This is a genomic window from Bacillus sp. FSL W7-1354, assembly GCF_038002405.1.
In the GTDB taxonomy this organism is placed as follows: domain Bacteria; phylum Bacillota; class Bacilli; order Bacillales; family Bacillaceae; genus Bacillus; species Bacillus paralicheniformis.
In genome coordinates this window covers 1,029,321-1,044,687 of record NZ_JBBOCL010000001.1, presented here as the reverse complement: position 1 = coordinate 1,044,687, position 15,367 = coordinate 1,029,321, and the positions used below count along the sequence as shown (strand labels likewise).

Sequence of the window (15,367 nt, the reverse complement as noted above, 5' to 3'; positions counted from 1 at the left end):
TGGAGGGCGGAGTTTTCCACCTCCATATTGAAATAACAAGCTAGAGCTGATATGTCACGGTTCGTCCAATCACGCCCCGTTTAAAAATTTGGACCAAAGAGCGTCTTCCCTTTTGAAACCCCCTGTTTCAAAATGAACTAGTGCGAAGATTTCCCCTGCGATAAGCGGCACCCAAGATAGCTCCTTTCGATTCCCCACTCCAAGCCTCATAGGTTTATTTGCGCGCTTTTTCCGCCAATTTGTTTATTTCCTCCATTTTTTTCGATTTCCTCTAAACTGCGACCTCGAGTTTCAGGGACGCGTGTCCGGATAAATACAACTCCAAGTAAACAAATAACACCGAAGATTGCAAACACAGCTTCTTGAGACATCGAAGCGGTCATAATAGGAAATAGCAATCCAACCAAGAAAGAGCCGATCCAGTTAAATGATGAAGCTATTCCAGACGCGCGCCCGCGAATGACCAGAGGGAAAATTTCTCCAACGATGACCCAAGTTAAAGGAGCCCACGTGAATGAATAAAGTGCTACATAGATACTTAAAAAGACAACCATCATCATCGGATTTGCATTAGGAATTAATATATTCAATATTGCCGGCAAAATAAAGGACAGCCCCATAACGGTTCCGCCTACTGTTAATAAAGTACGGCGATTAAATTTATCAGCGATCATGATGAATAGCAATGAACCTAGCACGAGAATAACACCTTGAATAATCGGCCACATCAACGCTGAACTTGCCGCATTCCCTGTTGCTTTTTCTACAATCAAAGGAATGTAATAAAAAATTGCGTTAGCACCCTGGAATTGTTGAAAAGCGGCAACACCCACACCAGCAATTAATAAAAAACGATATTTATTACTTAAGAGTGTAGCCCATGATGCTTTTTGATTTGCCTTTGTTTCCTCTCTGGCAGTTTCTTGTATTTGTGCTATTTCAGAATCAATCTCTCCTTTGTTAGAGCGAATATAGCTCAACACCTTGCGTGCTTCATCAAGTTTATTGTTCTTGATTAAAAAACGAGGTGATTCAGGTAACTTTAACATTCCAACATATAAGATCACAGCAGGTACGGCAGCCAAACCAAGCATCAACCGCCACGCCATTGTTTCCGGCAAATCTTTCAATAGAAAATCGACAATGTAAGAAAGCAACATTCCAGAACAAATCATGGTTTGATTAATTCCTGACAGCCGTCCGCGTAAACGTGCAGGCGCCATTTCCGACATATAGGCCGGGACCAATGCAGAGGCAGCACCAACGGCCAATCCTAATAAAACCCGAGAAACAATTAAAAACAGTACCCCATTATGAGGTGCTATTCCTGACAAAATGGATCCAACAACAAAAATGACAGCGGAAATTAAAATCATTTTGCGACGTCCCAAACGATCAGAAAGTTGTCCGGCCAGGGCGCCTCCAAAAATAGCGCCTAACATGACCGAAGAAGTAATCCAGCCAATAACCCCGGCGTTGTCTTGAAGGTTCCAATCGTGTTGCAGAAAAGGCAAAGCACCCGTCATAACGCCGATATCATAACCGAAAAGAATGCCGGCAAAAGCCCCGAAAAAATAAATGAAGCCACTTGAGATTTTCTTTTCATTAACCATTTAAGTTCCCTCCTCAAGGTTGAAATTATATTGTGTAATCCAGCCACCAAAATTATCGATGGCTTTTTCAGAAATCATTAAAGTGTTTTCAAACTGCAAATACATGCTAGGATATTGGTGGGATTTCTCACTAAACCTCATGGTTTTATTCGCCTATTATTAAACGCTTTCAATTTTTCCGGAACATAACGATAACGCTTACAAAATCATGAATATTTTGATATCTGATATCCCTATTTTTCACCTCCAAGGAAGCAGAGCCTCCTCGGAGGTTAGAGGCATTACTTAATTACTACATATTCCAGGTCAACCAGCTTTGCATAAGTGATCATTTGGTCTGTTGTTAAATTCAATGAAACAACTGTATGGTGACCGCCGCCGTTTTCAAGCCACGCTTTCACTCCATCCTGAAAGTTAGGCTTCACTTCCCAAAGCACCCGTGCCACCGGAAGGTTTGGTGCCGGAACAGTTGGTTCAAATGCAGAAACTTCGTTAATCAACAGTTTGTAATGCGTACCAAAGTCTGCCATTGAAACAACCACACCATCTCCTGCTTTTCCGTCGAACACTAAGCGTGCCGGGTCTTCACGATCACCAATACCTAATGGAGATACGATAATTTTCGGTTTGTTGCTTGCTAAAGATGGGTCAACTTCAAGCATATGTGATTGAAGGATTGATTCTTGACCGGCAGCTAATTCATATGTGTAATCTTCCATAAAGCCGGTTGATTGGTTACGGCTCATCACTTTGAGTAAACGATCGAGCGCTGCAGTTTTCCAATCTCCTTCACCAGCAAAGCCATATCCTTGGGCCATCAAACGTTGGACGGCAAGACCCGGAAGTTGTTTCATCCCATATAAATCTTCAAAGTTAGTTGTGAAGGCATTATAACCACCATCATCCAGGAAACGTTTAATGGCGATTTCATAGCTTGCTTGTACTTTTACGCTCTTCTCCCAATCTTCCTGACTGTAAGTACCATAATCAAATTCATAAAGGTCTGCATATTCAGCAAACAATCGATTAATTTCTTCATCTGTAACCGCATTCACGTATTGAACAAGATCACCAATGCCAAAGTAATCAACTGTCCAGCCAAATTGAATTTGCGCTTCAACCTTATCCCCTTCAGTAACAGCAACGTTACGCATGTTGTCACCAAATCGGGCGACCTTGATGTTGAAGCTTTCGTTATAAGCAACCGCTACGTCCATCCATTCCGCAATTTGCTGTTGCACTTCAGGGCGTTCCCAATAACCTACGACAACTTTATTTTGTTTTTGCAAACGGGCATTGATAAAACCGTATTCACGGTCCCCATGAGCAGATTGGTTTAGGTTCATAAAGTCCATGTCAATCGTTGTCCACGGAATACTTTCATTAAATTGTGTCGCTAAATGAAGTAACGGTTTTTGTAATAATTTTGTTCCGCGAATCCACATTTTTGCAGGTGAAAAAGTATGCATCCAAGTGATAACACCGGCAACTTCGTCACGATAGTTCACTTCTTTCATGATGCTTGTGATTTTATCTGCACTAACAGCTAAATCTTGCAATACAAGCGGATATGGCAATACAGCGCTTTCATTTAATGCATCAGTCACGGCTTGCGCGTGCGCTCTGACTTCTTCTAGCGCTTCTTCCCCATAAAGATGTTGTGAACCTACGACAAACCAGAATTCTTTTTTTCCTTGTGTTAACATCATAACCCTCTTTTCTTAAATGAATAGTTTGATAGAATTGACTTTACTTTTGACCATAATAAGCATTTTTACCGTGTTTTCGTAAATAATGTTTATCTAAAATACATTGTGGTAATTCTTTTGCAAAATGATTTAATTCTCGGGTAAATAAATTCATTTTCGCGACTTCATCCAACACCACACTATTCAATACTGCTGATTTTACATCTTTGCCCCAAGTAAATGGACCATGACCATGAAGTAAGACACCGGGAACAGCTAAAATATCTAACCCGCGCTCTTCAAATGTTTCGATAATGACATTACCTGTTTCTACTTCGTAACCTCGATCAACCTCCTCTTGTGTCAAGTATCGGGCACATGGCACGGAACCATAGAATGTGTCTGCATGAGTGGTCCCCATCGCCGGAACATCAAGGCCTGCTTGAGCCCAGATTGTCGCCCAAGTTGAATGAGTGTGTACAATTCCTCCAATTTCAGGGTAATGCTTATAAAGTACCGCGTGAGTCGCTGTATCTGATGAAGGTCTCAGCTCTCCTTCAACAATATTGCCATCTAAATCAACAACCACCATATCACTAGCTTTCATTGTTTCATAATCAACACCACTAGGTTTGATAACGAATAAACCAGTTTCACGGTCAATGGCACTTGCATTTCCCCATGTGTATTTCACAAGTCCGTATTTAGGCAAGTCCAAATTTGCTTGTAACACTTCTTCTTTCAGTTGTTCTAGCACGTCAACCCCTCCACTTTCCACTCATTAAATCAAATGATCCACAGCGGCCTGCTCAATCATTAAACCTTTTTTGTACCGTTCGATAAATGCTTCAAATCCTTCAACATCTAATTGATCAGGGTAAATTTCTTGCCCGGCATCCTCTTCAAAGACTTTTTTGTCGAGGAAATCTTCTAAGCTTTCTTGTTGATCTTTGTTCATCATGTAAGAAGCAAGAATAGCCATTCCCCACGCACCGCCCTCTCCGGCAGTTGCCATAACTGATACTGGCGTATTCATTGCAGCTGCAACAATTTTTTGTCCGACAAGAGGGGTTTTGAATAAACCGCCGTGAGCTAAAATGCTATCAATATCAATATTTTCCTCTTTGGTCAAAATATCCATTCCGATTTTCAAAGCTGCAAAAGCTGCAAAAAGGTGTGTCCGCATGAAGTTTGCTAAATCGAAACGACTCTCTGGTGAGCGGACAAATAACGGCCGGCCTTTTTCTAGTCCTGTAATATTTTCACCAGAGAAATAACCGTAGCTTAGTAAGCCACCGCCGTCTGAGTCAGCCTCCAATGCTTTATTCAACACCACTTCGAATAATTTATTCATTTCAACCTTTTGTCCCATTGCCTCAAAAAATTCACGAAACAACCCTAGCCAAGCATTTAAATCGCTTGAGCAGTTATTCGCATGAACCATTCCAACCGGACTGCCGTTTGGCGTTGTTACCAAATCAATTTCTGGATATACTTTCGAAAGTTTTTTCTCTAATACAATCATGGCAAAAACTGAAGTTCCTACTGAGATGTTTCCAGTGCGTTTCCTCACACTATTCGTAGCAACCATTCCTGTTCCAGCATCGCCTTCCGGCGGACAAACCGGAATGCCCGGTTGTAAATTTTTTGACTGATCCAGAATTTTCGCGCCAATTTCGGTTAATTCGCCAGCTTGCTCGCCTGAAATATAAACTTCAGGAAGAATATCCTTTATACTCCAAGGATAGCCTTTGTTCGAAATCAGTTCATCAAACTGCTTGAGCATCGATTCATTGTAATTTTGCGTTGATTCATCAATTGGGAACATGCCCGAAGCATCTCCAACGCCAATTGCTTTATTACCAGTCAGCAACCAGTGAATGTACCCAGCTAAAGTGGTGATATAATCAATGCGAGGCAAATGTTTCTCTTCATTTAATATCGCTTGATATAAATGAGCAATACTCCACCGTTCAGGGATATTGAATTGAAATTGATCAGTTAATTCTTTTGCTGCAGCACCGGTTGTTGAGTTACGCCAAGTTCGAAACGGAACAAGCAGCTCCCCTGTGTTGTCAAAAGCCATATATCCATGCATCATTGCAGAAAAACCAATAGAACCGATTTTGCGAATGGTGATGCCATAATTTCGTTCAACATCATTCTTCATTTCACTATAAGCTGTTTGCAACCCAGTGATAATATCTACTAAGTTGTACGTCCAAAATCCATCTTCCAAGCGGTTTTCCCACTCATAACTTCCAGATGCGATTGTTTCAAAACTGCTATCAATCAACACTGCTTTAATACGTGTGGATCCGAATTCAATTCCAAGCGATGTTTCTCCCTCAGTTATCGCCTGCTTGATGTTTACTTGATTCGCTTTCACGTTATCCCCCCTCTGATAGCGATTTCAATATTATTCGAAAGAAGGCATTCCCCTTTTCGCTTAACTTAATTACAGACTTAGTATATTTTTTGTACGTACACTTGTCAATCGATAATATAATATGTTCATATAAATATCACAACGATATTTATATTCTTTTTCTCTTCATGCTTATAATAAAAAGTATTTGTATAACATGAAATTTAAAGAAAAAAATTAGAATTACTTATTCATTTTCACGAAAATAAGGTGAAATCTTTTCATTCATTGAAAGCCATGATAAAATATGTCCACACAAATCATTCAATTAAAAAAATTAGAATGCGAACAACTATGAAAGAAGTGAGTGAAATGAAACCAAAGTATAAGGTCATCATTAATGATATAAAAAGTAAAATCCTTTCAGGAGTTTACAGGGTAGGAGAACAAATTCCTACTGAATCCGCCATACAAGAAGAATACAAAGTCAGCCGGCACACTGTTCGAAAGGCGATTTTAGAGCTGGCGAACGAGGGGTTTTTAAGAAGTGAAAAAGGGTCTGGCACTTATGTAAGTAATCAGTATCAATCAAAACCTGGAGGGAATTCCAATAATAAAATAATCGGTGTAATTACGACCTACATTTCAGATTACATTTTCCCCTCAATTATTCGCGGAATTGAAGGGAGATTGAATGAGGCTAATTATTCGTTACTATTAGCTAGTACAAATAATGATGTCGAACAAGAAAAAAAAGCTTTGGAAATGATGTTGTCATTTGGCGTCGATGGTTTAATTGTTGAACCTACGAAAAGTAATCTATACAATCCGAATATTGCTTACTATTTATCGTTTAAGGAACAGGATATTCCTTTCATCATGATCAATGCTTATTATGAAGAATTAGATGTTCCTTTTCTTTGTCTCGATGATGTGCAGTCCAGCTATCTCGCAACAAAAGAATTAATATCAAAAGGACATACACAAATTGGTCTCATTTCAAAAATGGATGATTTACAAGGAAAGTATCGAATGAAGGGGTATATAAAAGCGCTTGGTGAAGCCAAATTACGATTTCAACCAGAGCATGTGCTTTCGTACAATACAGAGACGAAGCTGGAACTATACACAAACCTGAAGAAGTTTCTAAATGAAAAGAGAGACGTGTTGACTGCAATTGTTTGCTATAACGACGAAGTAGGGTTGGAAGTAGCAAATGTATGCAGACAACTTAATATTTCTGTCCCGGACAAATTGTCAATTATTGGACAGGACAATTCGTATATTGCCAAAAATGCGAATATCAAACTAACAACATTGACACATCCTCAAGAACAAATGGGACACGATGCAGCTGATTGGGTCATCAAGAAATTGCAAGGAAAGAAAGACTTACCAAACGAAACCTACTATCAGCCTGTGTTAATTGAAGGTGAAACCGTAAAAGAGTTAGATGTACAATAATCTTGGTGTGATCAAGGAAAACCCAGTCCATGTGCACTAAAGGCGTGAACGCGGACTGGGTTGTTTTACTCTGTTATTAATTAAGCAGCAGAGAATTTTCATGTATTTGACGCTTCCTCCAAAAAGAAAGCGAAAATCTCACCGATACGGGAAAAAGCTTGTATCACAAGAAAGTAGCCTAGCATTTAAAAATGAACCTGTGTAAAGTTTATCTGGCATGCTCTTTTTCTGCAGCATTCTTCGTTGTCTTGCAGAATGGCTCTATTCTTGATAGGCATGTGGTGATATCCCTAGAATTGGGCGCAGGTCGATTTCACTCCCGTTCATGTTTGCTGATCCATACATCCGTTACTTCCCCTGCCTCATCTTCGTCGATGATGAAAGAACCGTTGCTGTACCGGTCATGAAGCTTGATATCTTTGACAAGCATCTCCTCTGTGATGCCTTTTTCGGTTTGAAGCGTGATTTGAGCATGATATGAGCATGCGAGCAGCCCGGTGATGCGGTGAGGTTTTTTCTTCAATTCCCTCAGCATGAGAACCCCTCGTTTCGCCCGTGACGTTTTTTCAAATTCGGTGCGGTTCATCCGCTTAATAGATCCGCGCTGGGTCACGAGCACAAGCACATCCGATTCCTCTAAAACCTGCCCGCTGGCGACAAAGTCGCCGTCTTTCAAATTGACGCCTTTGACACCGGCCGCCCTTGCGCCGACGACGCTGACCTCATCTTCTGAGAACCACAGACCGTAGCCGGAATGTGTCGCGATAAACAAATCTTTCGTTCCGTCCGTTACATGAACATCAACCACTTCATCGTCGCCTTTTAAGTTAAGAGCGACCAATGCTTTTGAATAGCGCTGTGCTTTATACTGCATCAGCTGAGTTCTTTTCGCCATTCCGTTTTTCGTAAAGAACAGCAGGTATTCAGATTCGGTAAACTCTCTGACAGGGATCGCCTTGACGATGGATTCATCGCTGTCGATCGATATGATATTCGTGATGTGCTGACCCAAGTCTTTCCATCTGATATCAGGAAGCTGGTGAACCGGACAATACACATAGCTCCCTTTATTTGTAAATAAAAGCAGTACGTCTGTCGTATTCATTTCCAGCTGACAGAGCAGACGGTCGGTATCTTTCATGCCGAAGTCCTGGCCGTTTGATGCAGCAAAAGACCGCTGGCTCGTTCGTTTAATATAACCGTCTTTCGTCACGGTCACATAAACGTCTTCAGACGCCACCATCACTTCAAGATTGATTTTGATTTCTTCAATTTTCTCCTCGATGACAGAGCGCCTTTGACCGGCATAGGTTTTTTTCACCTTTTTCAAGCTGTCTTTGATCACTTTCAAGAGTTTCTTGTCATTGGAAAGGATCTCTTCCAGCTCTTTGATCTTCTGGTCGAGTTCTTTTGCTTCTTCCTGGAGAGCCGTAATATCTGTGTTTGTCAGCCTGTACAGCTGCAATGAAACGATCGCTTCAGCCTGCGGCTCTGTAAATGCGAACTTTTCGATCAGATTGTTTTTGGCATCGCGCTTGTCATTGGAGGAGCGGATCGTCGCAATGACTTCATCCAAAATGGACAGTGCTTTCATCAATCCTTCTACGATATGATGCCTTTCCTTCGCTTTTTTCAGCTCATACTGAGAACGGTTGGTGATGACTTCTTTTTGGTGGCCGATATAAGCGTCCAAAATTGATGTGAGATTCATCAACATCGGTCTTCTGTTATGAATAGCCACCATGTTAAAGTTGTACGGAATCTGCAAATCCGAGTTTTTGTACAAGAAATTTAAAATACCTTGTGCATCCGCTTCTTTTTTCAGCTCAATCACGATTCTGAGTCCTGTCCGGTCGGTCTCGTCACGGACTTCGGAAATCCCTTCGACCTTCCGTTCAATCCTGAATTCGTCCATTTTTTTCACTAAATTCGCTTTGTTGACTTCAAACGGAATTTCAGTAATGACAATTTGCTGGCGGCCGCCTCTGATGGTTTCGATCTCGGCTTTGCCCCTGATGATGATTTTACCTTTTCCGGTTTCATAGGCTTTTTTTATGCCTTCTTTACCCTGAATGATTCCTCCGGTCGGAAAGTCCGGTCCTTTTACGAGCTCCATGAGGTCATCCACACTGCAGTTCGGCGAGTCAATCCGCCTTATCACGGCATCGATCACTTCCCCGAGATGATGCGGCGGAATGTCAGTCGCATACCCGGCGGAAATCCCTGTCGATCCGTTGACAAGCAGGTTCGGGAACATCGCCGGAAGGACGACGGGCTCCTTGCTTGTATCATCAAAGTTTGGCACAAACTCGACCGTTTCTTTGTCAATATCTCGCAAAAGCTCTGAAGCGATCGCTGCGAGCCTTGCTTCTGTATAACGCATCGCAGCCGGCGGATCACCGTCGATGCTTCCGTTGTTACCGTGCATTTCAACCAGCACGTTGCGAACCTTCCAGTCCTGGCTCATCCGCACCATCGCTTCGTAGACCGAACTGTCTCCATGAGGATGATAGTTCCCGATTACATTACCGACCGTTTTTGCGGCCTTGCGGAAATTCTTATCGTGCGTGTTCCCTTCCGCATGCATGGCGTATAGGATTCTTCTTTGAACAGGCTTCAGGCCGTCCCTGGCGTCAGGGAGCGCCCGATCCTGAATAATATATTTGCTGTATCGGCCGAAACGGTCGCCGATCACGTCTTCCAATGGTAAATCATGATAAATCTCTGGCTGTGCCATTTATTTAAACCTCCTCAGCGACCGATAAATTCTCGTTTTCTAAAATGTTGCTTTCTTCATCAAGTCCGAAAGCGACGTTTTTCTCAATCCATTTTCTTCTCGGCTCAACTTTGTCGCCCATCAATGTCGTCACGCGCCTTTCCACACGGGCTGCGTCATCGATTTTAACCCTGACAAGCGTTCTTGATTCGGGGTTCATTGTCGTTTCCCAAAGCTGGTCAGCGTTCATTTCGCCGAGACCTTTATAGCGCTGAATCGTATATCCTCTTCCGACTTTTTTGAGGACGTCGTCCATTTCTTCATCAGACCAAGCATATTCAATGATTTCTTTTTTGCCAGACCCTTTGCTGACTTTATAGAGCGGCGGCAGCGCGATAAACACTTTTCCGTGCTCGATCAGCGGCTTCATATAGCGGTAGAAAAAAGTCAGGAGCAGCACTTGGATATGAGCGCCGTCTGTATCCGCATCTGTCATGATGATGACTTTGTCGTAATTGATGTCCTCAATGTCAAAATCAGCGCCGACCCCTCCGCCGATCGCATGAATAATCGTATTGATCTCTTCATTTTTAAAAATATCGGCCAGCTTCGCTTTTTCCGTATTGATAACCTTTCCGCGGAGCGGCAGGACAGCCTGGAATTTCCGGTCTCTTCCCTGCTTTGCTGATCCTCCGGCAGAGTCACCCTCCACGAGATACAATTCGTTTTTGGACGGATTCCTTGATTGTGCAGGCGTCAGCTTGCCGGAGAGCGTCGCTTCGGATTTCTTTCTTTTCTTTCCGCTTCTTGCCTCTTCTCTTGCTTTTCTCGCAGCTTCTCTTGCCTGGGAGGCTTTAATCGCTTTTTTGACGAGCAATGTTGCCGTTTCCCTGTTTTCTTCAAGGAAATATGCGAGCTGCTCGGAGACGATCGCATCAACGGCTGATCTTGCTTCACTCGTGCCGAGCTTTCCTTTTGTCTGTCCTTCAAATTGAAGAAGCTCTTCTGGAATCCGGACGGAAACGATGGCTGACAGGCCTTCCCGGATGTCCGTTCCTTCAAGGTTTTTGTCCTTTTCTTTTAAAAGGGCCACCTTTCTCGCATATTCGTTGAATGCTCTTGTCATCGCCGTTTTCGCACCGGACTCATGGGTTCCTCCGTCCTTTGTTCTGACATTATTGACGAATGACAGGATGTTTTCGGAATAGCCGTCATTAAATTGAAACGCAAAGTCCACCTCGATGCCGTTGTGCTCCCCTTCAAATGAGACCACTTCAGAAAGCGCGTCTTTCTCCTCATTTAAATAAGCGACAAAAGCTTCGATTCCGTTTTCGTATAAAAACGTTTCTTTTGTTTGATCGCGTTCATCGATCAATTCGATTTTTAATCCTTTTAACAAAAAGGCTGATTCTCTCAGACGCTCTGAAAGCGTTTCAAAGTTAAAAGTCGTTGTGCTGAACATCGTAGGATCAGGCTTGAAATGAATCAGGGTGCCGGTCTTTTTGGTCGTTCCGATTTTATCAAGGGATGTCACCGGTTTGCCGCCGTTTTCAAAACGCTGCCTGTAAACATTTCCGTCCCGCTCAATTGTGACTGTCAGCCACTCAGACAGGGCGTTTACAACGGATGCACCGACGCCGTGCAGCCCCCCGCTCGTTTTATAGCCGCCTTGGCCGAACTTTCCTCCGGCATGCAGCACTGTCAAAATAATTTCGGGAGTCGGTTTGCCCAGCTTATGCATTCCTGTTGGCATTCCCCGGCCTCTGTCTTGCACCGATATGCTGTTATCTTTATGTATCTTTACTATAATATGATTCCCATGGCCCGCAAGGACTTCATCGACGGAATTATCGACGATTTCATATACGAGATGGTGCAGGCCCCGGCTGTCTGTCGAACCGATGTACATACCGGGGCGTTTTCTGACCGCTTCAAGGCCTTCGAGCACCTGTATGGAATCATCATTATAGTCAAATTGCTGTTTCTTAACCAAATGCATAAACCCCTTTCAAAAATCAAACATTGCTTATAAAGAATAATACACACTCTGTCATGTAAAGCAAAGTATTATCCGATTCTTTTCCAATCGCTTCAAGCATTGTCGGGAAAATGTTAAAATGAAAGCCGTTTTTTTGCACAGCCGTCATTTTACACGATTCGTCCCTTGGAGGACAAGGCTTTTCCACCAGCAATTGGAAAATCATTCTTAAAAAAACTGTCCAAGACTTATTGTAGCCGTTTTTCACAGCAATTCGCAAACATATTCTCGCATAAAAAAGACAAAAACCCTTGAATAAACAAGGATTTTTGTCTTTTTTATGCCGATTTTGTTAACGCGTGTGCCACTTTTATACACAAATCCATAATCACCGTATAGCCTTTTTCGCTCAGAAGCCGATAAGCTTCTTCGTTGACAAGCCCCTGCTGCGCCCAAAACACATCTGCGTCTATCTCCAAGAATTCCTTTGCGACATCGCGCAGATGTTCGGATCTTCTGAACACATTGACGATATCGACATGTCCTTCAATGTCTTTTAATGATGCCACAGCCTTGACGCCCAGCGCCTCATCTATGGACGGATTGACAGGGATGATGTCATATCCCGCGTCCTGCATCGCTTTTGATACCATGTACGATGTTCTTTCAGGATTGTCGGACAGACCGACTACCGCGATTCGTTTACTGTTTTCAAGAATGCTTTTGATTTCCTGTTTAGAAGGGTTTTCCATGGCGATCACTCCTTTTACGTTCAGTTTACACGAAATCAAAGGCGATAATCAAAATTTTCATATGATTAGCGCGCATTATCTTGTATGATATATACGGTACTTCTAAAGAAAAGCCGTCATGAAAGGCGCCTCTCATGTTAAAATAAAGAGAAGGGATCATCTAAAAAGGAGAAATGAAATGTTAATTGCTTTATTATTTGTTTTAGCCTATCTACTCGGCAGCATTCCGTCCGGCTTAATTGTCGGAAAGGCCGCCAAAGGAATCGACATCAGGGAACACGGCAGCGGCAATCTTGGCGCCACCAATGCATTCCGGACACTTGGGGTGAAAGCCGGCTCCATCGTGGTGGCTGCGGATATTTTGAAAGGGACGCTCGCCGCCTTTCTGCCCGCCATCCTCCACATCGGCGTACACCCTTTGTTAGCCGGTGTAGCCGCAGTCATCGGGCATATGTTCCCTGTGTTCGCCAAATTTAAAGGCGGAAAAGCTGTCGCTACTTCCGGAGGCGTATTGCTTTGCTATCAGCCTTTTCTGTTTCTCACAATGATTGCGGTGTTCTTTCTGTTTTTGTATATCACAAAATATGTATCGCTTTCTTCCATTTTAACCGGCTTGTATACAACGGTTTACAGCCTGTTTACGAAAGATCTTTTATTGGTGGCAGTCGTCGCCTTTCTAACGGCGTTTGTCGTATACAGACACAGGACGAACATTAAACGCATTATGGATAAAACCGAGCCCAAAATCAAGTGGATGTCCGGCAAAAAATGAGCCTATCCGAAAAACATTATATTTTCATGATCGGACAAAATCGTTATATACTATAAATAGATTCAGCATGCTTTGAAACAAATGATGAAGGAGTGCTTGCCCGTGAATTTGAAAATTAATGAAGAGGCGCTTAAATGGTATAAGGACGAGCTTGATTTAAAAGAAGGAGATCAGGTTCGCTTCTTTGTCCGCTACGGAGGCTGCAGCAATGTTCAAAAAGGCTTCTCCCTTGGGGTTTCAAAAGATGAGCCGCAGCAAATCGGTGTGAGCGCGGAAAAAGACGGCATTACGTTTTTCGTTGAAGAAAGCGATGTATGGTATTTCGACGGCCATGATCTGCTTGTCACCTATAACGAATCTTCGGAAGAGCCTGTTTTTGAATATCAGTAAAAAAGAGCATTTTATAAAGCTTGCAGAGAAACTCTTTTTTTTCTGCAAGTTTTTTTATTTTTCATCTTAATTAAAGTACCGAAAAAAGCCTTCCAACACATAGACTGGCTCGCCTGAGTGTGCGGCAGCTGCACACCGTACGCTGCGTACACCTCCCGAATAACCGAGTGAGTATAGATTCTGTATATCTAAAATGCAGTTCGTCTAAAATAAACCGGCAAGGATTTTCCCATATTATACAGAGTCATTGAGATCGAGGTGTTTGACATGGTTTACGGTGTGATAACCTTTATTTTGCTAGCTGTTTTTCTGATCTTTTATTTAACGGACCGAAGAAGGATCATCAACGGTTTTTTATTCAATCTATTTTTTTGTTCATTTCTTGTTCTATCCTACTATCTGGCATACGTTGTCGGAATCGGTTTTTTCAGACTGTTCGTCATTGTACCGCTGCTGATCTTTTTCTTTATCCTAACGTTTGGTCTATTTGCTTTAATGATCGGGTTATTTCTGAATGCGAGAATTCTTATCAAAAGAGAAGGACGGCGATTGTCTAATTGTTTGACTTTAATTTCCGGGTTAGGCATTATCATATTTTTCCCATTATCCGTGATTGACCCCGCTCGTTTTTTATCGCCAAATGTTCAGCCATTGTTTGCGGGATCATCGCTTATTACGGTCTATTTCTTTTTTCATTTAACAAATTTCTTAACAGCTTATTTTCTATATCAATTTAACAGACCGAAGCTTAATCAGGATTACATCATCGTTCTCGGGAGTGGATTAATTAACGATACAGTCCCCCCGCTTTTAGCAAGCAGGATCAATAAGGCTGTCGATTTTTATTGGAAACAGACAGCTGTTGCTTCTCAGCCAAAAATCATTTTCTCCGGCGGGCAAGGACCTGATGAAAATCTTTCTGAAGCCGAAGCTATGCAAAGATATGCTATAAAAAAAGGGATACCTGGAGAGCACACTTTGAAAGAAGACCGTTCTGTAAATACATATCAAAATATGCTTTTCTCCAAACAACTGATGGACTCATTAACAGACAGCAAATATAACAGCATCTTCACAACAAACAATTTCCATCTGTTCCGTGCCAGCCTATATGCAAAACGAGCAGGCTTGAAAAGCGATGGCATCGGTTCAAAGACCGCTTTTTATTATTGGCCGAACGCCATGATCCGTGAATATATCGCTGTTGTTGTGATGAATCGTAAACGGCATAGCATTGTCGTGGGAACTATATTGGGTATTTCTATCCTTTTGACCGCATTTAATTTTTTCATTGATTAAAAAATGGCAGTCTCAATGGATTATGATGGTATTTTCGAAGGACATCTTCACCAAAAAGGTGTCTTTTTGCTTGGAAAATATAATTTCACTGCACTGATGCTTCAAATATCTTTTTAATAGTCAGCATAACAGCGATTGATAGAATGGAAAACGATTTTCCCCCTATTTCGCAAAAACCTCCCCTTCTTTTATCTGCAACAAGCCACAACTGAAAAGTGATTTTCTCAAATGCTAAAGCCTCAATTTACCCTTATCAGATCTAATGGTGAACAGATTCTTTTTTCTCAATGCTTCTTCCTACTTCAAGTAGCTGTTTTTTTGGTGCGC

The 15,367-nt window shown here is 42.1% G+C and carries 11 protein-coding genes; 4 read left to right on the top strand and 7 right to left on the bottom strand.

From position 1 onward, the window contains the following. Positions 1 to 206: 206 nt before the first annotated feature. The 4 genes from MKZ04_RS05515 to MKZ04_RS05500 form a co-directional block, all read right to left on the bottom strand. Positions 207 to 1,613 carry a sugar porter family MFS transporter gene (locus tag MKZ04_RS05515; protein WP_020451620.1) on the bottom strand — a complete coding sequence of 469 codons (1,407 nt, stop codon included), beginning with the start codon at positions 1,611 to 1,613 and terminating at the stop codon, positions 207 to 209. A 281-nt stretch (positions 1,614 to 1,894) separates the two neighbouring features. Next, positions 1,895 to 3,319 carry an L-arabinose isomerase gene (gene araA / locus MKZ04_RS05510; RefSeq protein ID WP_020451619.1) on the bottom strand — a complete coding sequence of 475 codons (1,425 nt, stop codon included), beginning with the start codon at positions 3,317 to 3,319 and terminating at the stop codon, positions 1,895 to 1,897. Between the two features lie 43 nt (positions 3,320 to 3,362). Next, positions 3,363 to 4,058 (bottom strand): L-ribulose-5-phosphate 4-epimerase, encoded by a 696-nt coding sequence (locus MKZ04_RS05505; RefSeq protein WP_039072737.1) that lies wholly within the window; start codon positions 4,056 to 4,058, stop codon positions 3,363 to 3,365. A 24-nt stretch (positions 4,059 to 4,082) separates the two neighbouring features. Further along, positions 4,083 to 5,690, bottom strand: coding sequence for a xylulokinase (locus tag MKZ04_RS05500; protein ID WP_020451617.1), 1,608 nt, complete (start codon positions 5,688 to 5,690; stop codon positions 4,083 to 4,085). Between the two features lie 351 nt (positions 5,691 to 6,041). On the opposite strand from MKZ04_RS05500, the gene MKZ04_RS05495 reads away from it, so the two are divergent. Then, positions 6,042 to 7,133 carry a GntR family transcriptional regulator gene (locus MKZ04_RS05495; RefSeq protein WP_020451616.1) on the top strand — a complete coding sequence of 364 codons (1,092 nt, stop codon included), beginning with the start codon at positions 6,042 to 6,044 and terminating at the stop codon, positions 7,131 to 7,133. Between the two features lie 313 nt (positions 7,134 to 7,446). Here the strand turns inward: MKZ04_RS05495 and parC are convergent, their stop codons facing one another. The 3 genes from parC to MKZ04_RS05480 form a co-directional block, all read right to left on the bottom strand. Beyond that, positions 7,447 to 9,870, bottom strand: a complete 2,424-nt coding sequence (gene parC / locus MKZ04_RS05490) for a DNA topoisomerase IV subunit A (protein ID WP_020451615.1) — start codon at positions 9,868 to 9,870, stop codon at positions 7,447 to 7,449. A gap of 4 nt (positions 9,871 to 9,874) precedes the next feature. Beyond that, entirely contained in the window at positions 9,875 to 11,842 is a 1,968-nt protein-coding gene (parE, locus tag MKZ04_RS05485) for a DNA topoisomerase IV subunit B (RefSeq protein ID WP_020451614.1), read from the bottom strand. Between the two features lie 323 nt (positions 11,843 to 12,165). Continuing rightward, positions 12,166 to 12,579 carry a CoA-binding protein gene (locus tag MKZ04_RS05480; protein ID WP_020451613.1) on the bottom strand — a complete coding sequence of 138 codons (414 nt, stop codon included), beginning with the start codon at positions 12,577 to 12,579 and terminating at the stop codon, positions 12,166 to 12,168. A 178-nt stretch (positions 12,580 to 12,757) separates the two neighbouring features. Between MKZ04_RS05480 and plsY the strand changes: the two genes are divergently transcribed. The 3 genes from plsY to MKZ04_RS05465 all read left to right on the top strand — a co-directional run bounded on the left by plsY (position 12,758) and on the right by MKZ04_RS05465 (position 15,040). Then, the gene (gene plsY, locus MKZ04_RS05475) at positions 12,758 to 13,351 is read left to right on the top strand and encodes a glycerol-3-phosphate 1-O-acyltransferase PlsY (RefSeq protein WP_025809960.1); all 594 of its coding nucleotides are present in this window, start codon (positions 12,758 to 12,760) and stop codon (positions 13,349 to 13,351) included. A 102-nt stretch (positions 13,352 to 13,453) separates the two neighbouring features. Next, on the top strand, positions 13,454 to 13,741 hold the full coding sequence (locus tag MKZ04_RS05470; RefSeq protein ID WP_020451611.1) for a HesB/YadR/YfhF family protein: 288 nt from the start codon (positions 13,454 to 13,456) through the stop codon (positions 13,739 to 13,741). Positions 13,742 to 14,008: 267 nt separating this feature from the next. Continuing rightward, positions 14,009 to 15,040 (top strand): YdcF family protein, encoded by a 1,032-nt coding sequence (locus MKZ04_RS05465; protein WP_341045459.1) that lies wholly within the window; start codon positions 14,009 to 14,011, stop codon positions 15,038 to 15,040. Positions 15,041 to 15,367 lie beyond the last annotated feature (327 nt).